19 protein-coding genes are annotated in these 21,385 nt (G+C 60.1%); 11 read left to right on the top strand and 8 right to left on the bottom strand.

The features are described from left to right. The first annotated feature begins 63 nt into the window (after positions 1-63). From FBX99_RS08590 to FBX99_RS08580, 3 genes are all read left to right on the top strand, one after another. Positions 64-3,360, top strand: a complete 3,297-nt coding sequence (locus FBX99_RS08590) for a tetratricopeptide repeat protein (RefSeq protein WP_144923029.1) — start codon at positions 64-66, stop codon at positions 3,358-3,360. 221 nt (positions 3,361-3,581) lie between these two features. Further along, positions 3,582-3,986 (top strand): DUF488 domain-containing protein, encoded by a 405-nt coding sequence (locus tag FBX99_RS08585; RefSeq protein ID WP_144923026.1) that lies wholly within the window; start codon positions 3,582-3,584, stop codon positions 3,984-3,986. A gap of 238 nt (positions 3,987-4,224) precedes the next feature. After that, positions 4,225-6,531 (top strand): Orn/Lys/Arg decarboxylase N-terminal domain-containing protein, encoded by a 2,307-nt coding sequence (locus tag FBX99_RS08580; protein ID WP_144923023.1) that lies wholly within the window; start codon positions 4,225-4,227, stop codon positions 6,529-6,531. Positions 6,532-6,578: 47 nt separating this feature from the next. Here FBX99_RS08580 and FBX99_RS08575 read toward each other — a convergent pair whose 3' ends face one another. Then, positions 6,579-6,950 (bottom strand): PH domain-containing protein, encoded by a 372-nt coding sequence (locus FBX99_RS08575; protein ID WP_039592153.1) that lies wholly within the window; start codon positions 6,948-6,950, stop codon positions 6,579-6,581. A 446-nt stretch (positions 6,951-7,396) separates the two neighbouring features. On the opposite strand from FBX99_RS08575, the gene dctP reads away from it, so the two are divergent. The 5 genes from dctP (at position 7,397) to FBX99_RS08550 (ending at position 13,546) form a co-directional block, all read left to right on the top strand. Next, entirely contained in the window at positions 7,397-8,392 is a 996-nt protein-coding gene (gene dctP / locus FBX99_RS08570) for a C4-dicarboxylate TRAP substrate-binding protein DctP (protein WP_144923020.1), read from the top strand. A 65-nt stretch (positions 8,393-8,457) separates the two neighbouring features. Further along, on the top strand, positions 8,458-9,090 hold the full coding sequence (locus FBX99_RS08565; protein ID WP_144923017.1) for a TRAP transporter small permease: 633 nt from the start codon (positions 8,458-8,460) through the stop codon (positions 9,088-9,090). Next, the gene (gene dctM / locus FBX99_RS08560; protein WP_144923014.1) at positions 9,087-10,370 is read left to right on the top strand and encodes a C4-dicarboxylate TRAP transporter large permease protein DctM; all 1,284 of its coding nucleotides are present in this window, start codon (positions 9,087-9,089) and stop codon (positions 10,368-10,370) included. The genes FBX99_RS08565 and dctM overlap by 4 nt, the downstream gene beginning before the upstream one ends. A gap of 113 nt (positions 10,371-10,483) precedes the next feature. Then, positions 10,484-11,479, top strand: coding sequence for a TRAP transporter substrate-binding protein (locus tag FBX99_RS08555; protein WP_145131231.1), 996 nt, complete (start codon positions 10,484-10,486; stop codon positions 11,477-11,479). Positions 11,480-11,641: 162 nt separating this feature from the next. After that, the gene (locus FBX99_RS08550) at positions 11,642-13,546 is read left to right on the top strand and encodes an alkaline phosphatase D family protein (RefSeq protein WP_144923008.1); all 1,905 of its coding nucleotides are present in this window, start codon (positions 11,642-11,644) and stop codon (positions 13,544-13,546) included. 261 nt (positions 13,547-13,807) lie between these two features. Here FBX99_RS08550 and FBX99_RS08545 read toward each other — a convergent pair whose 3' ends face one another. Next, positions 13,808-14,542 carry an OmpA family protein gene (locus tag FBX99_RS08545; protein ID WP_047699666.1) on the bottom strand — a complete coding sequence of 245 codons (735 nt, stop codon included), beginning with the start codon at positions 14,540-14,542 and terminating at the stop codon, positions 13,808-13,810. A gap of 123 nt (positions 14,543-14,665) precedes the next feature. Beyond that, entirely contained in the window at positions 14,666-15,838 is a 1,173-nt protein-coding gene (locus FBX99_RS08540; protein WP_144923005.1) for an aspartate aminotransferase family protein, read from the bottom strand. A 98-nt stretch (positions 15,839-15,936) separates the two neighbouring features. Between FBX99_RS08540 and FBX99_RS08535 the strand changes: the two genes are divergently transcribed. The 3 genes from FBX99_RS08535 (at position 15,937) to FBX99_RS08525 (ending at position 18,500) form a co-directional block, all read left to right on the top strand. Further along, positions 15,937-16,845: a LysR family transcriptional regulator gene (locus tag FBX99_RS08535; protein WP_145131229.1), complete on the top strand. Its 909-nt coding sequence runs from the start codon at positions 15,937-15,939 to the stop codon at positions 16,843-16,845. A 67-nt stretch (positions 16,846-16,912) separates the two neighbouring features. After that, positions 16,913-17,656 (top strand): DUF72 domain-containing protein, encoded by a 744-nt coding sequence (locus FBX99_RS08530; protein WP_145131227.1) that lies wholly within the window; start codon positions 16,913-16,915, stop codon positions 17,654-17,656. 139 nt (positions 17,657-17,795) lie between these two features. Then, on the top strand, positions 17,796-18,500 hold the full coding sequence (locus FBX99_RS08525) for a hypothetical protein (RefSeq protein WP_047699663.1): 705 nt from the start codon (positions 17,796-17,798) through the stop codon (positions 18,498-18,500). A gap of 221 nt (positions 18,501-18,721) precedes the next feature. Here the strand turns inward: FBX99_RS08525 and FBX99_RS08520 are convergent, their stop codons facing one another. The 5 genes from FBX99_RS08520 to FBX99_RS08500 form a co-directional block, all read right to left on the bottom strand. Continuing rightward, positions 18,722-19,036 (bottom strand): DNA-binding transcriptional regulator, encoded by a 315-nt coding sequence (locus FBX99_RS08520; protein ID WP_144922999.1) that lies wholly within the window; start codon positions 19,034-19,036, stop codon positions 18,722-18,724. Further along, positions 19,033-19,377 (bottom strand): toxin, encoded by a 345-nt coding sequence (locus FBX99_RS08515; RefSeq protein WP_145131316.1) that lies wholly within the window; start codon positions 19,375-19,377, stop codon positions 19,033-19,035. Before FBX99_RS08515 ends, FBX99_RS08520 begins: the two co-directional genes overlap by 4 nt. 144 nt (positions 19,378-19,521) lie before the next feature. Then, positions 19,522-20,409 (bottom strand): heme o synthase, encoded by an 888-nt coding sequence (gene cyoE / locus FBX99_RS08510; protein ID WP_025211928.1) that lies wholly within the window; start codon positions 20,407-20,409, stop codon positions 19,522-19,524. Between the two features lie 11 nt (positions 20,410-20,420). Then, positions 20,421-20,756: a cytochrome o ubiquinol oxidase subunit IV gene (gene cyoD, locus FBX99_RS08505; protein WP_041022358.1), complete on the bottom strand. Its 336-nt coding sequence runs from the start codon at positions 20,754-20,756 to the stop codon at positions 20,421-20,423. Then, complete coding sequence (locus tag FBX99_RS08500; protein WP_047699659.1) at positions 20,757-21,383, bottom strand: cytochrome o ubiquinol oxidase subunit III; 627 nt, start codon at positions 21,381-21,383, stop codon at positions 20,757-20,759. Between the last annotated feature and the right edge of the window lie 2 nt (positions 21,384-21,385).

The following is a 21,385-nucleotide window of genomic DNA, read 5'->3' as shown; positions in this document are numbered from 1 at the left end:
TAACGTCGCGGATGCAGAGGAGTAGACTCGGGCGTCTGCCGTTGACTTCCCCTGGCGATCGACATGGACTCCAGATACCGCGTGCTCCCTGCCCTCCCCAAGCGCGATGCTTCGGTGTCCGATGGCCGCGTACTGCTGGACGCCGGGCTATTGAAAGGCTTGCGCAAACAACATGGCCTGAGCCAGGAAACCCTGGCCGAAGCCTGCCTGAACCGGCACCTGTGCGTGTCTATCGCCTCCATCAAACGCGCCGAAACCGGCAAACCGGTGCTCTACCGCACGGCCCGTCACCTGGCGACGGCCTTCGATGTCGACGTGAGTGCGTTGTTGGGCGCAGCCATGTCAACGATGCTGGTGGAGATAGAGCAATCGGTCACCCAGTTGCATGAGAAGACCCTGGCACAACAGACGCTGAAACAAGCCGACGACGCGGTCATCCGCTATGTGCTGGAACTTTCTTTTGCCATCGGGGGGTTGCCCGATGTATTGGCGCATGACATCGAACGCCTGGTCCGGCAGTTCGGCGGCGCAGTCTCCGTCATCGCCCAGGATGTCATCATCGCCCGGTTCGGCTCACCCCACGCCTATCGCAGCGACAGCGAACGTGGCCTGTTGTGTGCGTTGGCGCTGAGCCGGGAGCAATTCGTGAAGCCGGGGCACGCCTTGTTGCTGCGGCTGGTGCGCCTGGGCAACGAAGTGGCGATGCCGGAAGGCGATGCAATCCTGCTTGCGCGACAACCGCTGTCGGACCACCACGGTCACGCTCCGGTGTATGTCGCACAGAGCCTGCTTGAACAACTCGCTTCGCGCTTCGAGTTCTCCCCCACCGACGAGGCTTTTCCCACCTATCGAAAGTGTCGGCGTCTGCGCAACCTCGACGAAAACGCCCCCCGACCGTTGGTGGGACGGGCCATTGAGTTGCTGCAGTTCAAGGGCGTGATCGAGGCCACCCACGAGTGCCAGGACGGCCATGTGGTCTATGTGCGCGGCATGGCGGGCATCGGCAAGACACGGCTGGTCAGCGAGTTTTTCGACATCGCCCGGCAAAGCGGTTTCGCTTGTCACCGTGCCGATGTGCTGGACTTCGGCATGGACAACAGCCTCTGGCCGTTGGGGCAGTTGGTGGGCAGCTTGTTGGGTGTCGCTGGCACTACGTCGATCAATGCTGCGCAGCTGGAGGCCGGGTTGTCCCGCCTGAAAGTGGCGCCTGAACATTGGATGTTCCTTCAGGTCCTGACGGCTGTTTCATCCGCCGAGCCGCCCGCTTTGTATGCAGCGATGAGCAGCCCGGCCCGCACCCAGGGCCTGCTGCTGGCCTTGGTCGAGGTGTTGCGACGAATCGCGGTGCAACAGCCCTTGCTGATCGGCCTGGAGGACCTGCACTGGGGCGACGCTCCATTGTTTACGCTACTGGGCAAGCTGCTCGATGCCACGGACGAGGCGCCCATCGTCTGGCTGCTGACGTCCCGACCAGAAGGCGATCCGCTGGAAAACTCAATCCGTGCTCACGCGAACACACCCATGAGTGTGCTCGACATCGCGCCGATCCGCGCACGGGAGGCCTCTGCCCTGGCCGCTCAGTTCATTGATGTCGACCCGCATTACCGCGCCGATTGCGTCATCCGGGCCCAAGGCAACCCGCTGTACCTGACGCAGTTGCTGGCGAGTCAGGAAGGTACTTTTCCCGATAGCCTGCGACACCTGATACAGACCCGTTTTGACAAGCTGGCCTCGCACCAGCGTCACGCCCTGCACTACGCCGCGGTGCTGGGCAATCGCTTCGAACTGACGCTCTGGCGCGAGGCTCTTGGGCAGCCTGATTATTTACCGACGGCGGACATGCGCCAGGGGCTGTTACGCGAAGTCGAGCCGGGAAGCTACCTGTTCGTCCATGACCTGGTCATGCATTGCCTTTACGACGCGATCCCCGACGTGCTGCGTGAACAGTTGCACCGGACGGTGGCGAAGCTCTACCGTGAGCGCGACCGGGTGCTCCATGCCCAGCATCTGCTGCGGGCCAAAGACCCGGCAGCGTTCGATGCGCTGCTGGCGGCCATGGACGAAAAACGCCTTGCCTGTCAGTACGACAGCGTACTCGCGCTGGCACACCAATGCGCAGTGTTCGGCGAGCGCTCCCAGGGCAGTTTTACCCTTGCGTTGCTGTGCGGCCAGGCCTGTTCGGGTCTGGGCCAGACGGCACAGGCACGGGAACATTTCCAGCGGGCGCTGGCATTGGCGCAACAGCCGCAGGACCGGATCGAGGCGGCGCTCGGGCTGGCGGCGGTCCTCAATACTCTCGATTGCCTGGACGAAGAAGAACGCCTGATCGAAGACATGCTCCCCGTCGCCCAGGCCCTGCGCGCCCACACCGCACTGGCCCGGCTGCATCAGTTGCACGGCAACATCTACTTTCCGCGCGGAGACTATGTCGAATGTCGTCGCTTGCACGAAGAGGCACTCTCCTTTGCGAGGATCGGTCGGGATCTGGAAACCGAGGCAAAGGCCTTGAGCGGGATCGGTGACTCCTACTACGCCCAAGGGAACATGCAGACTGCCTACGAAGTCTTCGACCAATGCGTGCGCCTGTGCGAGCGGCATGGGTTGGTGGACGTGGAAGCAGGCAATCGCAGTGCCCGCGGCTCGGCGCAATTCTACCTGGGCCAGCCGCACCTGGCGTTGCGCGACGCCACGGATGCCATCGAATACAGTCGCCGGATCGGCAACCATCGGGCGGAAGTGTTCTCGCGCCTGACCGCCTCCTGGGTGCTGGCAGCAAGTGCTCAGCAGGCATCGGCAGAGCAGCAACTGACCTGCGCCCTTGAACTGGCGCGCAACCTGGGCGCCAGCCGTTTCGAAGCGATCCTGCTGGAAGGGCTGGCACGGGTAGCCCTGCACCAGGGTGAACGCAAGCAGGCGCAGACGTTGATCATGGACGCGGCAAACCTGGTTGAACGCTTCGATTTGCACCGTTATATCGGCCCCTGGATCTACGGCAGCCTGGCAATGATGGTCGACGATCCGCAACTCAGTGACCAGGCGCTATTGAAAGGCGAAACTCAACTCACCCAAGCCTGCCTCGCCCACAACACCCTGCGCTTTCGCGTGGCCGCCGCTGAAGCCTGCCTGCTGGCGGGGAACATCGAACAGGCAATCCGGCATGGGCAACAGATGGCGGTACTGCCTGAGTCCGCGTCGTGCGCGTGGGTCAGTCATCATGTGCGGCTGATCGATGTGGCGAGCCAATGGTTGCGGGGCGATCGAACGAAGGAGGAGTCGTTGAAAGGGATTCAACGCGCAGCGCAGCAGATGGGATTTGTGGCGACGATGCCACGGTTGCAGCCTCTGCTGGATGTTCAGTGACGCCACGGAACCTCGTTGGGTGGCCCCACGCTTTCGCGAGCAAGCCCGCTCCCACAGAAACTCTGCGGTATATGCAGTATTGAAGTACGACGCCGGACCTGTGGGAGCGAGCCTGCTCGCGATGGCGTCCGAACATTCAACACCTCTACGCTTGAACTGTCCCGTGATAACCCAGCCGCCAAGGCCTATGCTGATCCAATCCCCTCGAGAGGCCGGCCGTCATGATCCAATGCAAACGCGCCTACGAAGCACCCGCCCCCGACGATGGTCGGCGCGTGCTGGTCGACCGCCTGTGGCCGCGCAATTGTCGCAAGGATAAATTGATCATCGACGCATGGCTCCAGGACGTGGCGCCGTCTCCTGAACTGCGCAAGGCATTCAAGAGCGGTGCGATGACCTTTGATCAGTTCAAAGCGGCCTATCGCCAGGCACTGGGCGCGCAACCGCAGCATTGGTGGGAGCTGGTCGACACCGCCTGCAACGGCAACCTCACCCTGGTTTACGCCGCCCACTCGACCAGCGAAAACAATGCCGTGGTGCTGGCCGAATGGCTGGAGGATGAGCTGGAGAAACGGGGAGAGATGAGTTCGCCGGCTTGTTATTTGCCTGAGTTTCCGGACCACTGAAATTGGCGTGATCTGTAAGGTTTTTCGGCTCGACAACCATCGGAACGCGCCAGGGCAAGCCTTGCGACATCCCTATCTTCAGCTATAGCTAAGTCTTTACCACGCATTGAATGGGGCAGGGATGTCGCTCACTCGGCAAACAAGCGTTGATACCCGGCGCAGTGGTCAGCGCCCAGCATCTCAAAGGCGAACCAGTACCGGTGAACCACTTGAATAAAGCCACTCCGGGGGCTCTGCCATGACGGAAAACAAGCACACGCTCGGGATGCTCACCCTACTGGTCAGCAGCCCGCCGGATAAACGCACGGTCTTCGGTCGAGCCCTGCTTCAACTGATCAGCGACGTGGAGCAGCGGGCCATCAGCATGCTGGTGTCGGAATCCCTGAGCGACGCCACGTCGATCCTGAATTCGGACCCGGCCATTCAATGTGTCCTGCTCAGTTGGGAAATGGACGACAGCGAGGGCCACGAGGAATGCATCAAGCTGCTGACCAACCTGCGTGAACGCAACACCCGGGTACCGGTCTTCCTGATCAGCGACCGAAGTACCGCCTCCAGTATTCCCCTGGTGGTCATGCAGTACGCCGATGACTTCATCTGGCTGCCGGAGGACACCAGCCGCTTCCTCAGCGGTCGCATTCTGGCGGCCATCGAGCGCTACCGCAAAGCCTCCCTGCCCCCCATGTTCGGTGCGCTGGTCAGGTTTGCCAGTTCCTACGAATACTCCTGGCACACCCCCGGCCATGCGGGTGGCACGGCGTTTCTCAAAAGCACCGCAGGTCGGGCGTTTTACGAGTTCTTCGGAGAAAACCTGCTGCGTTCCGACCTGTCCATCTCTGTCGGGGAGCTGGGTTCACTGCTGGATCACAGCGGCCCCATCGGCCAGGGTGAACGCTATGCGGCCAAGGTGTTCGGCGCCCATCGCACGTACTACGTCACCAATGGATCCTCGATGTCCAACCGCGTGATCCTCATGGCCAGCGTCACGCGCAACCAGATCGCCCTCTGCGACCGCAATTGCCACAAATCGGCCGAACATGCGATGACCCTGTCGGGCGCGCTGCCCACCTATCTGGTCCCCACCCGCAACCGCTACGGCATCATCGGTCCGATCCTGCCGCAAACCTTGAGCGCCGAAGGGGTCAAAGCCGCCATCGCGAATAACCCGCTGGTCAAGAAAGGCATCGACCCGACACCGGTGCACGCGATCATCACCAATTCCACCTACGACGGCTTGACCTACAACGTCACCCGCGTAGAAGAATTGCTCGGGCAAAGCGTCGACCGCCTGCATTTCGACGAAGCCTGGTACGGCTATGCACGTTTCAACCCGCTGTACCGCGACCGCTTCGCCATGCACGGCGAGCCCGACGATCACGACGATTCGAAGCCGACCGTGTTCGCCACCCAGTCGACACACAAGCTGATTGCCGCCTTGTCCCAGGCCTCGATGATTCATGTGCGCAATGGCCGCAACCCGATCGAACACGGGCGGTTCAACGAGTCGTTCATGATGCACGCCTCGACGTCGCCCAACTACGCAATCATGGCCTCCTGCGACGTCAGCTCGGCCATGATGGAGGCACCGAGCGGACAGATCCTGACCAGCGAATCCATCGAGGAGGCCGTCGCGTTTCGCCAGGTCCTGTCACGCATGCACAACGAGATGTCGAGCAAGCAGGAATGGTTCTTCACCTGCTGGCAGCCGCCGTCAGTGCGCGTTGGCGCCAGCCAGATGCCGTTCCATGCAGTGGACCCGGTATTGCTCAAGACGGACCCGAGCTGCTGGGTGCTGCACCCGAACGAGGTCTGGCACGGCTTCGGCGACATCGAAGACGGCTATTGCATGCTCGACCCTATCAAGGTCTCGGTGTTGAGCCCCGGCATGGGCGACGATGGAAACCTGCTCGACTTCGGCATCCCGGCCTGCGTCCTGACGGCCTACCTGGAACACCAGGGCATCGTGGTCGAGAAGACCACCGACTTCACCATCCTGTTTCTGTTCTCCATCGGCATCACCAAAGGGAAATGGGGCACCCTGGTCAACGCCCTGCTCGACTTCAAGCGCGACTATGACGAAAACACCGAGCTGGAGCTGTGCCTGCCGGACCTGCTGGTGGCCAATCAGCAGCGCTACGCCGGCATGGGGCTCAAGGATTTGGCCGATGAAATCTTCACCGCGATGAAAAAGAACAAGACCACCTCGACCATGGCCCAGGCTTTCGGCACGTTGCCCACAGCCGTGTTCAGCCCGGTGCAGGCCTACGAAAAACTGGTGCGCAACGATGTCGAGCTGGTGCCCCTGAAGGACGCCGCGGGACGCATCGCCGCCACCGGCATCGTGCCGTACCCACCGGGCATCCCCTTGTTGATGCCGGGGGAAAACGCCGGCCCCGCGGACGGACCTTTGCTGGCTTATCTGAAAGCACTGGAGAGCTTCGACAGATCCTTTCCGGGCTTCACCCATGACACCCATGGGATCGACGTGGAGAACGGCGTTTATCAGTTACTGGTGCTGAAGTCCGGTGGGACGGATTTCGAGTGAGGTAGACACCGACTCCTGGCGCCCCTCCCTCCGGCGGCGCCCTGAGGTCAAGCCAGGAGATGCCGGGAGATCACCTTCGAGATCTCGACGATCCCGGTCTTGCCGGTGAACTCGAACTTCACCTTGCCCAGAGACGAAAAGTAGATCTCCAGCTCGGAGTCCAGATCGAAGGTGCCGGACGTTTCGACCGAGTAAGCCACGATGTTCTTGTAAGGCAGGGAGGTGAAGTCTTTCTTGCTGCCGGTGATGCCCTGTACGTTCACCGCGATGATGCGCTTGTTGGTGAAGACCACGCCGTCACGCATGGATTTGTAGGCGTCGATGACCTGCTCACCATCCAGCAGCAACGCCGTGACACGCTCGGCATATTCGTCGTTCTGCTTGAGTTTGAAGAAGCCTTTGTTGTTGAAGTCGATCATCCATAAATCCTTCGAGTTGAAAAGCGTTTCAGGCCAGTAAAGGCGGGAGGATGGGATTCTGATGCAGTTGGAGCGAACCTCACAAGGATCGGAAGAGGACCTTTTTACCGTCCGACCAAAGCACGGACCTCTGCCACAGCACCTCGATCCTGTCCCGTCGCCACCATTGAAAGCCAGTAGCCATTACCCCTCGTTTATGGTTTCCTGCCCCCGTTACGGTTGTTGGCTGAGGTCTTTGGCCCAGTGTCGGTCACAAGGGGCTCGACTCGGCCGCTGGGGACCTTGAGGTCTCTCTTCAGACGTTCCCCATACGGACGATTCTGCCCTTTTCGACCGTCAAAAACCCCCGGCAGATTGTTTTCTGCCTAGACTGCAACTGTCCCGACGTGCATTCGGTTTTGAATGAGCCTGCACGATAAATACAAAAATAAAGAGGTACTCCCGCAATGTTCAAACCTATCTGGAACGCCCTCGTCTGTACCCTCGCCCTCAGTGCATTGAGCACGGCCATGGCGGCTGATCCGGTCATCATCAAGTTCTCCCACGTGGTGGCCGAGCAAACGCCCAAGGGCCAGGGCGCATTGATGTTCAAGAAGCTGGTGGAAGAACGACTCCCGGGCAAAGTGAAGGTGGAGGTCTACCCCAACTCCTCGCTGTTCGGTGACGGTAAGGAGATGGAAGCCTTGTTGCTGGGCGATGTGCAGATGATTGCGCCATCGCTGGCCAAGTTCGAGCAATACACCAAGAGCGTGCAGTTGTTCGACTTGCCGTTCCTGTTCGATGACATTTCTGCCGTGGACCGATTCCAGTTGAGCCCTGATGGGCAGAAGCTGCTCAAGTCCATGGAAAGCAAGAACATCACCGGACTGGCTTATTGGCACAACGGCATGAAGCAGCTGTCGGCCAACAAGCCGCTGCGCGAGCCCAAGGATGCCCGTGGCCTGAAGTTCCGGGTGCAAGCGTCCGCCGTGCTGGAAGAACAGTTCAAGGCGGTGAACGCCAACCCGCGCAAGATGAGTTTCGCAGAGGTGTACCAAGGCCTGCAGACCGGCGTGGTCAATGGTGCGGAAAACCCGTACTCGAACATCTACAGCCAGAAAATGCATGAAGTTCAGAAGTACATCACCGAATCCAACCACGGTGTACTCGACTATATGCTGATCACCAACACCACGTTCTGGAACGGCCTGCAACCCGATGTCCGTGCCGAACTGGACAAGATCATCAAGGAAGTCACCACCCAGGTAAACAAAGAAGCCGAACAACTGAATCAGGATGCCAAGCAGAAAATCGTCGATGCCAAAACCACCGAAATCATCACGCTCACACCCGAGCAGCGTGGCGAATGGCGCGACAAGATGAAACCGGTGTGGAAGAAGTTCGAAGGTGACATCGGTGCTGATCTGATCAAAGCGGCCGAAGCCTCCAACAAGGCTCAGTAATGGGTTGGCCGGTGCTGCCGTTCTGGCAACACCGGCTTGTCGTCCCCCTGCAGGAGATGTCCTCCATGAACGCTTTTCGGCGCATCTGGGAACACTTCGAGGAAGGTTTCATTGCCTTCCTTCTGGCCGCCATGACGTTGGTTACTTTCGTCTATGTGGTGCTCAACAATCTCTACAGCGTTTTCTACAGCATCGGCGATAACTGGTCGGCCGTCAGTGAACCGGCGTCCGCCATTGGCGATGGCATCATGAATATGGCCCAGGCCATGACCTGGAGCAGCTCGCTGACCAAAGCGCTGTTCGGCTGGCTGATCTTTTTCGGCTTGTCGTATGGCGTGCGCACCGCCGGGCATATCGGCGTCGACGCGCTGGTGAAACTGGCCAGCAAGCCGGTGCAGCGCTTTATCGGGGTGATCGCCTGCCTGTTCTGCCTGACCTACGCCGGGCTGCTGGCCGTGGCGAGCTATGAATGGATCAATACGTTGATGATCGCGCAGATCGGCGCCGAGGACCTGGGTCAATTCGGCATCATGCAATGGCATATCGGGTTGATCGTACCGGTGGGTTTTGCCTTGGTGTTCATCCGTTTCGCGGAAATCCTCCTGCGCATCCTGAGGAATCGTCAGACAGGCCTGGGCCTGGCCGATGAAGCGGCGGAAGCTATCAAACTGACCGAACACGAGGAAGACAAGCCATGACCATTGCCTTCCTGTTTGCAGCACTGTTCATTCTGATGTTCATCGGTGTGCCCATTGCCATTTCGTTGGGGTTGGCCGGCTCACTGACCATCATTTTCTTCAGCCCGGACTCCGTGCGATCCCTGGCGATCAAGCTGTTCGAAACGTCTGAACACTACACACTGCTGGCAATTCCGTTCTTCCTGCTGGCCGGCGCGTTCATGACCACCGGCGGCGTGGCGCGACGGCTGATCGACTTCGCCAACGCCTGCGTCGGCCACATTCGCGGCGGCTTGGCGATTGCCGCGGTGCTGGCGTGCATGCTGTTTGCGGCGCTGTCCGGCTCAAGCCCGGCGACCGTAGCGGCGGTCGGCTCCATCGCCATTGCTGGCATGGTGCGCTCGGGTTATCCACAATCGTTCGGCGCCGGCATCGTGTGCAACGCCGGGACCCTGGGGATCCTGATTCCACCCTCGATCGTGATGGTGGTGTATGCCGCCGCGACCGAGACCTCCGTGGGCAAGTTGTTCATGGCCGGGGTGGTGCCTGGTTTGCTGCTGGGCCTGGCGCTGATGGTCGCGATCTACATCGTCGCGGTGAAAAAGAACCTGCCGGCCCTGCCTAGGGCGACGTTCCGCGAATGGCTGTCCACCGCGCGCAAGGCCCTGTGGGGTCTGCTGCTGATGCTCATCATCCTCGGCGGGATCTATTCGGGGATGTTCACTCCGACCGAAGCGGCTGCGGTGGCTGCGGTGTATTCGGCGTTCATCGCCTTGTTCGTCTACAAGGACCTCACGTTCCGTGAGACGCCGAAGGTACTGCTGGAGTCGGCCAAGTTGAGCATCATGCTGATGTTCATCATTGCCAACGCCATGCTCTTCGCCCATGTGCTGACCACCGAGCAACTTCCCCAACAGATCACCGCATGGGTGATCGATGCCGGGCTCACCCCCGTGACGTTCCTGCTGGTGGTGAACATCGTGCTGCTGGTTGCCGGCGCGTTCATGGAGCCATCGGCGATCATCCTGATCCTGGCACCGATTCTGTTCCCGATCGCCATGCAACTGGGCATCGACCCGATCCACCTGGGCATTATCATGGTGGTGAACCTGGAGATTGGTTTGATTACGCCGCCGGTGGGCCTGAACCTCTTCGTGACCTCGGCGGTGACCGGCATGTCCCTGCCCGCCACCATCCGCGCGGCCATGCCGTGGTTGATGATCCTGCTGGCGTTCCTGGTGCTGATTACCTATGTGCCGTGGATCTCGCTGGTCTTGCCGAACTGGTTGGGGATGAGTTAGCCCACCGGCTCTGCCGAAGTCGCGGCGGTTTTCTCCCGGACCTGGAGTTGACCGCCGTTGGTCTGAGTTGAATGAGCCCACCCGATAAATATTGATGCAAAGGGAACTTCGCAATGTTCACACCTCTTTGGAAAGCGCTCGTCTGTACCCTCGCGTTCAGTGCATTGGGCACGGCCATGGCAGCAGAACCCATCGTGATCAAATTCTCCCACGTCGTGGCCGAACAGACGCCCAAGGGCCAGGGCGCGTTGATGTTCAAGAAGCTGGTGGATGAGCGGCTGGCGGGCAAGGTGAAGGTCGAGGTGTATCCCAATTCCACCTTGTACAACGATGACAAGGAGATGGAAGCCCTGCTGCTGGGGGATGTGCAGATGATTGCGCGATCATTGGCCAAGTTCGAGCAGTACACCAGGACCGTACAGTTGTTCGACTTGCCATTTCTGTTTGACGACATGGCCGCGGTGGAGCGTTTCCAGGTGAGCCCCGAGGGCCAGAAGCTGCTCAAGTCCATGGAAAGCAAGAACATCACCGGCCTGGCCTACTGGCACAACGGCATGAAGCAGTTGTCCGCCAACAAGCCCCTGCGCACACCCGATGATGCCCGAGGCTTGATCTTCCGGATCCAGACTTCCGCGGTGCTGGAAGAACAGTTCAAGGCGGTGGGTGCCAAGGCGCAGCCGATGATTTTCTCAGTGGCGTATCAGGCTCTGCGTGCAGGCGTCGTCAATGGGGCGGAAAACCCTTATTCGAACTTTTACAACCAGAAGCTGTATGAAGTGCAGAAGTACGTCACCGAAACCAACCACGGCGCACTCGACTACATGTGGATCACGACTTCCGATTTCTGGAATGGCCTGCCACCGGATATCCGCGCCGAACTGGACAAGATCGTGGTGGAGGTGACCACCTATACCAATGGTGAGGCAGAGCGGTTGAACCAGCAGGATAAGCAGCACGTCTTGGACACCAAGCTCACCCAGATCATTACCCTCACACCGGAGCAGCGCAACGCCTGGCGGGAAAAGATGAAACCGGTATGGGCGACATTCGAAAAGGAGATCGGAGCGGATCTGCTCAAGGCAGCGCAGGCGGCCAATCAGGTTCAGTGACCGAGCTGTCGATCGACTGAACATCGCTTTCTTGTGGCGAGGGGATTTATCCCCTCGCCACAAGAGCTGTGTCGCTTTGCTGCTCTTGTTCACCCCTCCTCAGTGCCAAAGCGCATTGCGTTATGATCCGCTCCTCGTTCTGAACCCGAGCTTTACCCACACATGCCGTCCACTGCCGATATCACCACTGCCCTGCCCCCCGTCCTGGTCGGTCCGCTGCTGCGGCGGCTGGAGCCCACGCGGCTGGTGATGTGGCTGGTGGGGACGCGGTCGCTGGCATTGACGTTGCAGGTGGAGGGTGTGGGCGATCTGGCACTGGATACCGACCACTGCACGGTGGTGCCGGTGGGGCAGCACGCGTTTGTACACCTGGTCGATGTCCGACTCGATCATCCCCTGCCCCAGGACGTCGCGCTTGAATACGACCTGTTGGTGGACGGCAGCCCCATCGCCGAGTGGGCGCCGCACCTGTTGTATGGCGAGGCGAAACGGCCGAACTTCGTGCTGCACTCGCGTATCGGGCAACTGGTCCACGGCTCGTGTCGCAAGCCTCATCACCCGGCCAACGACGGTTTACTCTGTGTCGACCGACTGCTCACGCAACCCCCAGCGCAACGGCCGGCACTGTTGATGATGAGCGGCGATCAAGTCTATGCCGATGACGTCGCCGGGCCGATGCTGCGGGCGATTCATGCACTGATCGAGCGGCTGGGGTTGTTCGAGGAATGTCTGGACGGTGCGGTGGTGGAAGACAGCGCCCGGCTCTATCGACACCCGGCCAGCTACTACCATCGCGCCGATCTGTTGCCTGCCCTGGAAAGCAACGAAACCCTGCGCGAGCGATTTTTCGGCGGCGCGCGCAAGCCGATCTTCACCAGCAGCAGCGCCGACAATCACCTGGTGACCTTCGCCGAGGTCATGGCAATGTACCTGCTGGTCTGGTCGCCAGTGCCTTGGACACTGATCGATCCGCAGCCGCCCGAGCTGACCGCCGAGCGACGCCAGCGCTACGGGTTGGAGCAGCAACGCATCGATGGCTTCAAGGCCGGCCTGGATGGCGTGGCGCGGGTGTTGGCGCACCTGTCGAGCCTGATGATTTTCGACGATCACGACATCACCGATGACTGGAACCTGTCTGCACAGTGGGAAGAAACGGCCTACGGCCACCCGTTCTCCAAGCGCATCATCGGCAATACGTTGATCGCCTACATGCTGTGTCAGGGCTGGGGCAACAACCCGGATGCGTTCGAGGATGTGGTTCGCCAGACCGTAGCCCTGAGCGACACGGCACGGGACCGCTACCTCGACAGCGGGCCCCAGGACGCCCTGATCGATACCTTGCTGGGCTTCCAGCAGTGGCACTACGTGTTGCCCAGCACCCCGGCCCTGGTGGTGCTCGATACCCGTACCCGCCGCTGGCGCAGTGAACGCAACCTCAGGCACCCCTCCGGTCTGCTGGATTGGGAAGCACTGAGCGAACTGCAACAGGAACTGCTGGACCATCCTTCAGCAATCATCGTTTCGCCAGCACCGATCTTCGGGGTGAAGCTGATCGAAACTGTGCAGCGGGTGTTCAGTTGGTGTGGTTATCCACTGTTGGTGGACGCGGAAAACTGGATGGCCCACCGCGGCGCGGCCCAGGTGATCCTGAACATTTTCCGACACTCGCGGACGCCAGGGAACTACGTGGTGCTGTCAGGGGATGTGCATTATTCCTTCGTCTACGAAGTGTTGATTCCCCATCGCAAGGGCGGCCCGCGGGTCTGGCAGATCACCAGCAGCGGCATCAAGAATGAATTCCCACCGGTGCTGCTGGAATGGTTCGACCGCCTGAACCGCTGGCTCTACGCCCCACGCTCGCCCCTGAACTGGTTCACCCAGCGTCGACGCATGCGCATCGTTCCCCACACCCCGGAACATGCCGAGGCGGGTGAACGCTTGTGGAACTCGGCCGGGATCGGCCAGGTATTTTTCAATGAGCAAGGCCAGCCGGAGCAGATCTACCAGCACAACGCCAACGGCAAGCCGCCAACGCGGATGCTGGGCCCGACATCCCCTCCAGCCTGACTCCCACAGAGGGATTTGTGGTAACCATGCATCCCTCAGCCATTGCGCAAAACCGGTGGGAGCGAGCCTGCTGGCGATGACGTCCGCACATCCGACATCACCGGTTCAGGCGGACCGCTATCGCGAGCAGGCTCGCTCCCACACGGGATTGATGGCGTACGTGACGCTTGTAACAGTTCGGAAAAACGTGAGGGCCTGCTCGTGATGAAAAAAACGGGGGCCCTGTCTCCAGGGCCCCCGTTTTCATATGCCGTCAGGCAATCATGGGTACTGTTGGTAAGTCTGTCCTTGCTGCGCCGGTGCCTGGTAGTTCTGGCCCGGAATGGCCTTGAGGTTGACTTCAACGCGACGGTTCTGCGCCCGACCGTTGACGTCGGCGTTGCTGGCCACCGGATTATCCGGACCGGCCCCGCGGGCGCTCAGGTTGGCACCACTGACGCCCTGGGACGTCAGGTAGGTTGCCACGCTCTGGGCGCGACGCTGGGACAGGTCCATGTTGTGCTGACGGCTGCCGGTGCTGTCGGTGTAGCCAACGATTTCGATCTGGTTCTGGTTGAACTCCTTGAGGGAGTTGGCCAGGTTGTTCAGCGGCTGGTAGAAGCTCGATGCGATGTTCGCCGAGTCAGTGGCGAAGGTGATGTTGCCCGGCATGATCAGTTTGATCTGGTCGCCCTGGCGCTGCACTTCAACACCGGTGTTGGCCATGCTGGCCCGCAATTTCTTTTCCTGCTGGTCGGCGTAGTAGCCGTAGCCTGCCGCGGAAGCACCCACGACTGCGGCGCCGATCAACGCACCCTTGCCACGATTGTTGTGATCGATGGCCGCACCGGCCAGTGCGCCGGCCAACGCTCCGAGGCCGCCGTACTTGGCGGTCTTGCTCATCCCTGAGGAGTCCGTGGAAGCCTGGCCCTGGTTGTCATACGGGTTAGGCGACGCGCAGCCGGACAACAGGGCCACGGCGGTAGCGACAACGATCAAGCGACGCGAGGTGAACATGGGACAAGCTCCTGGGGTTTTCAGTCTGATGTGCCAGGACATGGGCAATCGACTCTGGCTGGCGTTGGAACGCAGCAAACGTTAAAAATTCCGTCACGCTGCGCTTCGCTCAGGCCGATTTTATCATTGGACGAGGCTGCGGCTTACCCCCCGGACAATCATTTCGATCTCCCGCCCATCGATCGTCAACGGTGGCAACAAGCGGATGGTCTTGCCGCGGGTGACATTGATCAACAGACCGTGGTCCCGGGCGGCACGAAGCACCAGGTCGCGGACCGGTTGCTTGAGTTCGATGCCGATCATCAATCCCTGGCCACGAATCGCCAGCACGTTCGGGTTGTCCGCCAGTTCCGCCCGCAGCCGGCCGATCAAGTGCTCGCCTTGACGCCTGGCATTGCCCACCAGGTCCTGCTCTTGGATGATATCCAATACCGTGCAGCCAACCCGGCAGGCCAGTGGATTACCACCGAAGGTGCTGCCATGACTGCCGGGAGTGAACAGCTCGGCCGCCTTGCCCCGCGCCAGGCACGCGCCAATGGGTACGCCATTGCCCAACCCTTTGGCCAGGGTCATGACATCCGGCACGATGCCCTCGTGCTGGAACGCGAACCACTGCCCGGTGCGGCCGATGCCGGTCTGGATCTCGTCAAGCATCAACAACCAGGCACGCCGGGAGCACAACTGCCGCAAAGCCTTGAGGTAGCCCGGCGATGCCATCTGCACACCGCTCTCACCCTGGATCGGTTCCACCAGTATTGCCGCGATGCGTTCACCGTGGGCCTGCTGGATGTCTTCCAGCGCGGCGAGATCGCCGAACGGCACCTTGATAAAGTCCCCCGGCAAGCGGTTGAAACCCAACCGTACCGCCGGGCCATCGCTGGCGGACAAAGTGCCTAGCGTGCGTCCATGAAAGGCGTTTTCCATGACCACCACCAAGGGCTGCTCAATGCCTTTGTGCCAGCCGTAGAGACGCGCCAACTTCAGCGCGGTCTCGTTGGCCTCGGCACCCGAGTTATTGAAAAACACCCGTTCCAACCCCGACAGTTGGGTGAGCTTTTGTGCCAGCCGTTGCTGCCAGTCGATGCTGTACAGATTCGAGGTGTGGAGCAACAGACCGGCCTGTTCGCTGATGGCGGCCACCAGCCGGGGATGGGAATGACCGACATTGGTCACCGCCACACCGGCCACCGCATCGAGGTACTCGCGACCGTCCTGGTCCCACAGGCGCGTCCCCAGCCCATGGGTGAAACTCAGGGCCAAAGGTTGGTAAGTGGTCATCAGGCAGGTGGCGGTCATGACATCAAGCTCCATCAGGTGGTTTTTTCCAGTATGGTTAGCCACCTTTGCTGGATAAACACTGCTTAACTTCAATCATTTAAAAGCCAGGCTTGATAATGGATCTGTTCCAGGCAATGACGGTTTACGTCAAAGTAGTAGAAACCGGGAGCCTGACCGCAGCGGCCCAGGCGTGCGAAATGTCCACCACCATGGTGGGTAATCACCTTCGGGCATTGGAACAACGCCTGGCGGTACGACTGATCAACCGCACGACCCGTCGACAGCGCCTGACGGAATTCGGCTCGACGTACTATCAGCGCTGCCTGGAAGTCCTGGGGCTGGTGGCCGACTCCGAGCGCCTGGCCGAGCAGACCCAAGGTGAGCCCACCGGCACGTTGCGCATCACTGCGCCGCTGACCTTCGGCACCGAACGCCTTGCGCCGGCCCTGGCCGAGTTCAGTCAGCGTTATCCGCAGGTCAAACTCGACGTGGTACTGACCAACCAGCGCCTGGACCTGCTCGACCACGGCTTCGATGCCGCCATCCGCCTCGGCCTGTCCGATCCGAAGTTGATTGCCCGGCCCTTGATCGACTACAGCCTGACGATCTGCGCTTCCAAGGCCTACCTGGCCCGCCGGGGCACCCCGGAACAGCCCGCCGACCTGCAACAGCACGACTGCCTGTCGTTCGCCTATTCCGCCGGCGACGAGTGGCGCTTCGCCCAGGACCACTGGCCCATCAACGGCCCGGATGGAGAAATCAAAGTGCCGGTGAACGGACCGATGCTGATCAACAGCTCCGCAGGCCTGCATCGCGCGGCCCTGGCCGGCATGGGTGTGGTGATGCTGCCCGATGCGCTGGTGGAACAGGACCTGAAGGATGGACACCTGGTAGCGCTGCTGCAGGATTACCAACTGCCCCATCGGCCAATGAACCTGATCTACGCCCAGGATCGCTACCGGTTGCCAAAGCTGCGCAGTTTTGTGGAGTTTGCGTTGGAGAAATGGGCGAGATCCGCTGACTAAATCCAGGAGTAGCCCTGAGAGGCTACAGAAAACCCAGCGAAACCAGAGACGGTACAGGTCATTGCCCTTGTCGATTCAATCTCGCCCTTCAGCTGACTTTCATTTGGGCTGCGCCGGCTGGTCGTTGCCCCGGGAGCAATGGCCGGCCTTTCCCGAGGAAGGCACGCACCTGCAGCGTTACAGCGCCCGCTTCCCGGCGGTGGAAATCAACAGCTCGTTCTACCGCCCGCACCGTCCCGCCACCTATGCAAAGTGGGCGGACAGCGTCGCGCCGGACTTCCGCTTCTCGGTCAAGGTGCCCAAGCAGATCACCCATGAACGGCGGTTGCGCGATTGCGACGGGCTTGTGGGTGATTTTCTCGGACAATGTTCGCAATTGGGGGAAAAGCTGGGCTGCCTGTTGATCCAATTGCCACCGTCACTGGCCTTCGATGCAGCGGTGGCCGAATCGTTTTTCAGGGCCTTGCGAGACCGCTATCAGGGCCACGCGGTGCTTGAGCCCCGACATCCAAGCTGGCTGACCGAGCACGTCACGGCATTGCTGCACGATGAACACATCGGCCGCGTCGCCGCCGATCCATCACCCCTGCCCGGTTGCGGTCAACCAGGGGGGTGGCCCGGGGTGCGTTACTACCGGCTGCACGGCTCCCCGCGGATCTATTACTCGCGCTACGAAGACATTTGGCTGGAGCAACTCGCTCAACAATTGAAACGCGAACCCGATACGCCGACCTGGTGCATCTTCGACAACACCGCCAGCGGCACCGCCATCCCCGACGCGTTGCGCTTGGAGGCGCTGATGCGCACCTGAACGCCGATGCCGGCAACAAATGCCGACCAGCCACCGGATCAACCGTGACAACACCGCCCGCGTCCAATAGATTAGGCGACCGAAAAAAAGCTCAATGCCTTTCTCGTCTTATCCAGCTAACAGAAGTAGTGAAATTTCAATGTCCGATTCCAATACCGCTGAATCCGTAGTCACCCTGTCGTCCAAAGCGGAATACGAAAACTCCATCAATCTTTCACAGCATCTGCCTCAAGCCAAGACCATCAGTGAGATGGTGTTGGATGCCTTCCAGTCGAACCGTGAGAGCGACCAGATCCGCGAACTGCGCAGCGCCATCCGCCAGGCCCACGACGCGTTCGACGATGACAAGGCCTACGAACTGATGGGCCAGCTCAAGCAACTCAAGGACGCCGAAGCGGCCGATTTCGCCGCGCTGGAAGACCTGAGCAGCCGCTTCCCCATCAGCCGGATTCTTTCCAGCTACAAGGACGACCCAGCCTTCCAGGAATTGGTCTATGGCCTGGCCCTGAAGGTGCTGAACCAGACCCACCAGGCCATCAGCAACCCGAGCGGCAGCAAGGGCAAGGCCTCGCGGGCCAAGAAGGAAGCGCAAGTGTTTGTCATCAGCAAGGACGGCATCAGCGTCACTCTGCCCCTGCGCACCCCGAGCTCCAAGCCGAACGTCGACCGTGAGGCCTTCGAATTCCTGGGTTTCAATTTCGTCGGCGAAGGGGACGAGGCCGAGCTGGAAAACGACCTGTTCCTCGACAACGACGGCACCGAACAACAGGCCACCCGCAAAAGCATCATCACCGCTTTGCAGCAGCAAAAGGCCTTTGACGGCTATAGCATCGCCCAGCAGTAAACCCGCTCCCACACGAGTCCTTCACCAGGCACAAATTCCCTGTGCCATGCAGACCTACTGTGGGAGCGGGCTTGCTCGCGAAGGCGGTCGACAGCCAACATCATCGCTAGCTGACCCACCGCTTTCGCGAGCAAGCCCGCTCCCACAAAAGTCCGAAATGACACCCATGAAAAAGCCCCGCGCTTCTCGCGAAGACGGGGCTTTTTCATGGGACTGATTGATCAGACCGCGCCGAGCCGCTCGACCATGTCTGGAAACTTCTCGACCAGTTTGATCAGCAGAGCCGCCTGGGCATTGGGTTTGGACTTCTCCTGCTCCCAATTTCTAAGCGTACCGGGGCTAGTCCTGATGCTCTTCGCAAAAACCGCCTGAGACATGTGGAGCTTGTCGCGCAGAGCAACAATTTCCTGCGCCGACACCTCGGGAGCGGGCTTGTCTTCAATCGATATCTGACGAAGGGTGATCTTGCCCTCTCGATGAGCAGCCATCTCGTCGACGCCTTGCATCAGCTCGGCAAACAGATCGCGCTTTTTCATAAGGTACCTCGTACTTTCAACTCTGCGTCTATGGCGCGCTTGAGCGTTTTTTCCTGATCCGAGGTCAGGTTTTCCAGCTCGTCCTTGTCATAAATCGCAAACATCCAGAATTGGCCATCATTCATAAGCCAATAGTAGATAACCCGCAACCCTCCTCGCTTCCCCTTGCCACGACGCTCGTCCGCCCAGCGCAACTTACGAAATCCCCCTGTACGAGGCATGAGGTCGCCGGCGCCCGGATGCTGCAGCAGATGAGTTTGAAGCAAGCGATATTCATCGTCCGTCAGGTAACGGCTTACGGTGGCAGTAAATGACGAGGTTTCAAAAAATTGAGTGCGCATGGTAAAACTATAGGCAAATTGCTTATAGTTCAACACCCACCCATCTGTTGCAGCAGATGAAAGACGATACCGCTCAAAGCTCCGTACCAAGAAAAAGCCCCGCGCTTCTCGCGAAGGCGGGGCTTTCTATATAGCGTCTGGCGCTTATGGTGCGTAGGTCAGCAGCAGCTCACTTGGCACTTTGAAGTCCAGGGACATCATGACGCTCAGGGCGGTGATGGTGAAGATCGAGAACACGAACAGCTTGCGTGCCCAGACCGTGTCATCCACGGCCTTGTAGCCGGTCCAGGCCATGTACAGCCAGTACATGCCCATGGCGGCGGCGACGGCGAGGTAGCTCATGCCGGCGTAGCCACTGAAGGTCAGCATCAAGGTCGCCACCAGGAAGGCCAGGATGTAGAGCAGGATGTGCTTCTTGGCCACGCGAATGCCACGCTTGACCGGCAACACCGGAATCGAGGCTGCCAGGTAGTCGTTGAAGCGGAAGATCGCGATGGCATAGGAATGCGGCATCTGCCACAGGCTGAACATCACCAGCAGCGTCAGCGCAGCCATGTCGAAGCTGTTGCTGACCGCCACGTAGCCGATCACCGGCGGCATCGCCCCCGACAGACTGCCCACCAACGTGCCGTGAACCGACTTGCGCTTGAGGTACAGGCTGTAGAGGCCGACGTAGATGACAAAACCGATCACTGCAAACAGCGCCGCCAACGGGTTGGCCACCCGATACAACAGCGCCACGCCGGCCACGCCCAGCACCGTGGCGAACGCCAGGGCCAGTTGTACCGGGATCAGCCCCTGGACCAGCGCACGGTTTTTGGTGCGCTCCATCTTGATGTCAATGTCGCGGTCGATGCAGTTGTTGAACACGCAACCGGACGCCACCACCAGGGAGGTGCCGATCATCGCCGCCAGGAAGATGGCCAGATCGACATGCCCTTTCGAGGCCAGGAAAAACCCGCCTGCCACAGAAAGCACGTTACCGAAAATGATCCCCGGCTTGGTGATTTGGATAAAGTGCTTTAAGGACATCCGGACTTTCCTCAGTGCGCCATCATGTTGGTGTGGATGCTGAACATGATCCACAACGACAGGCCGACCAGCAGGACGATCACCAACGCCGCGAAGACAAACGCAATCACGTTGTTACGCTGGGCGGCGGAGCGGTCAAGGTGGAGGAAGTACACCAGGTGCACCAGGACCTGGACCACGGCGAAGATCAGGACGATCCACAGGGTCAGGCTCTTGGGCAGCGATGGGTACATCACCAGGCCGAACGGGATGACGGTCAGGATCACCGACAGGATGAAGCCGATGGCATAGGACTTGACGCTGCCGTGGCTGGCGTCATGACCATCATGGGAATGTGCGTTAGCCATTTACAGGGTCCCCATCAGATAAACAACGGTGAATACGCAGATCCACACCACGTCCAGGAAGTGCCAGAACAGACTCAGGCAGCTCAGGCGGGTCTTGTTGGTGGCGGTCAGGCCATTTTTCTGGACCTGGTACATCATGATCGCCATCCAGATCAGGCCGCTGGTCACGTGCAGACCGTGGGTGCCGACCAGGGTGAAGAACCCGGACAGGAAACCGCTGCGGTTAGGACCGAAGCCCTCGGAGATCAACACGTGGAACTCGTTGATCTCCATGCCGATGAAGCCGGCCCCGAACAGGAAGGTCATGGCCAACCAACCCAGTACCTGGGTTTTCTTGCCCTTGTACAACGCCAGCATGGCGAAGCCGTAGGTGATCGAGCTGAACAGCAGCAGAGCGGTTTCGCCCAGTACGTAAGGCAGTTCGAAGATGTCGTGGCCCGACGGGCCACCGGCGACATTGTTTACCAGCACCGCGTAGGCCGCGAAGATCGACGCGAACAGAATGCAGTCGGTCATCAGGTAGAGCCAGAAACCGAATACGGTCATCTCGCCCGAGTCGTGGTGATGGTCATCGTGCCCATGGTCATGACCATGGGCGTGTCCAACATTGGTCACTAAGTTCGACATGG

This window comes from Pseudomonas sp. SJZ074 (assembly GCF_007828215.1).
Classification (GTDB): Bacteria; Pseudomonadota; Gammaproteobacteria; order Pseudomonadales; family Pseudomonadaceae; genus Aquipseudomonas.
Note: the sequence above shows the minus strand (reverse complement) of the source record. Positions and strands in the feature narration are given on the sequence as shown.

Bases quoted from the DNA above. Each gene is read 5' to 3' on its own strand.
- cyoD (WP_041022358.1), bottom strand. From the start codon at position 20,756: ATGGCTAACGCACATTCCCATGATGGTCATGACGCCAGCCACGGCAGC.
- FBX99_RS08580 (WP_144923023.1), top strand. From the start codon at position 4,225: ATGACGGAAAACAAGCACACGCTCGGGATGCTCACCCTACTGGTCAGC.
- FBX99_RS08515 (WP_145131316.1), bottom strand. From the start codon at position 19,377: ATGCGCACTCAATTTTTTGAAACCTCGTCATTTACTGCCACCGTAAGC.
- FBX99_RS08520 (WP_144922999.1), bottom strand. From the start codon at position 19,036: ATGAAAAAGCGCGATCTGTTTGCCGAGCTGATGCAAGGCGTCGACGAG.
- dctM (WP_144923014.1), top strand. From the start codon at position 9,087: ATGACCATTGCCTTCCTGTTTGCAGCACTGTTCATTCTGATGTTCATC.
- dctP (WP_144923020.1), top strand. From the start codon at position 7,397: ATGTTCAAACCTATCTGGAACGCCCTCGTCTGTACCCTCGCCCTCAGT.
- FBX99_RS08500 (WP_047699659.1), bottom strand. From the start codon at position 21,383: ATGTCGAACTTAGTGACCAATGTTGGACACGCCCATGGTCATGACCAT.
- FBX99_RS08575 (WP_039592153.1), bottom strand. From the start codon at position 6,950: ATGATCGACTTCAACAACAAAGGCTTCTTCAAACTCAAGCAGAACGAC.
- FBX99_RS08555 (WP_145131231.1), top strand. From the start codon at position 10,484: ATGTTCACACCTCTTTGGAAAGCGCTCGTCTGTACCCTCGCGTTCAGT.
- FBX99_RS08545 (WP_047699666.1), bottom strand. From the start codon at position 14,542: ATGTTCACCTCGCGTCGCTTGATCGTTGTCGCTACCGCCGTGGCCCTG.
- FBX99_RS08540 (WP_144923005.1), bottom strand. From the start codon at position 15,838: ATGACCGCCACCTGCCTGATGACCACTTACCAACCTTTGGCCCTGAGT.
- FBX99_RS08565 (WP_144923017.1), top strand. From the start codon at position 8,458: ATGAACGCTTTTCGGCGCATCTGGGAACACTTCGAGGAAGGTTTCATT.
- FBX99_RS08535 (WP_145131229.1), top strand. From the start codon at position 15,937: ATGGATCTGTTCCAGGCAATGACGGTTTACGTCAAAGTAGTAGAAACC.
- cyoE (WP_025211928.1), bottom strand. From the start codon at position 20,409: ATGTCCTTAAAGCACTTTATCCAAATCACCAAGCCGGGGATCATTTTC.
- FBX99_RS08590 (WP_144923029.1), top strand. From the start codon at position 64: ATGGACTCCAGATACCGCGTGCTCCCTGCCCTCCCCAAGCGCGATGCT.
- FBX99_RS08585 (WP_144923026.1), top strand. From the start codon at position 3,582: ATGATCCAATGCAAACGCGCCTACGAAGCACCCGCCCCCGACGATGGT.
- FBX99_RS08550 (WP_144923008.1), top strand. From the start codon at position 11,642: ATGCCGTCCACTGCCGATATCACCACTGCCCTGCCCCCCGTCCTGGTC.
- FBX99_RS08525 (WP_047699663.1), top strand. From the start codon at position 17,796: ATGTCCGATTCCAATACCGCTGAATCCGTAGTCACCCTGTCGTCCAAA.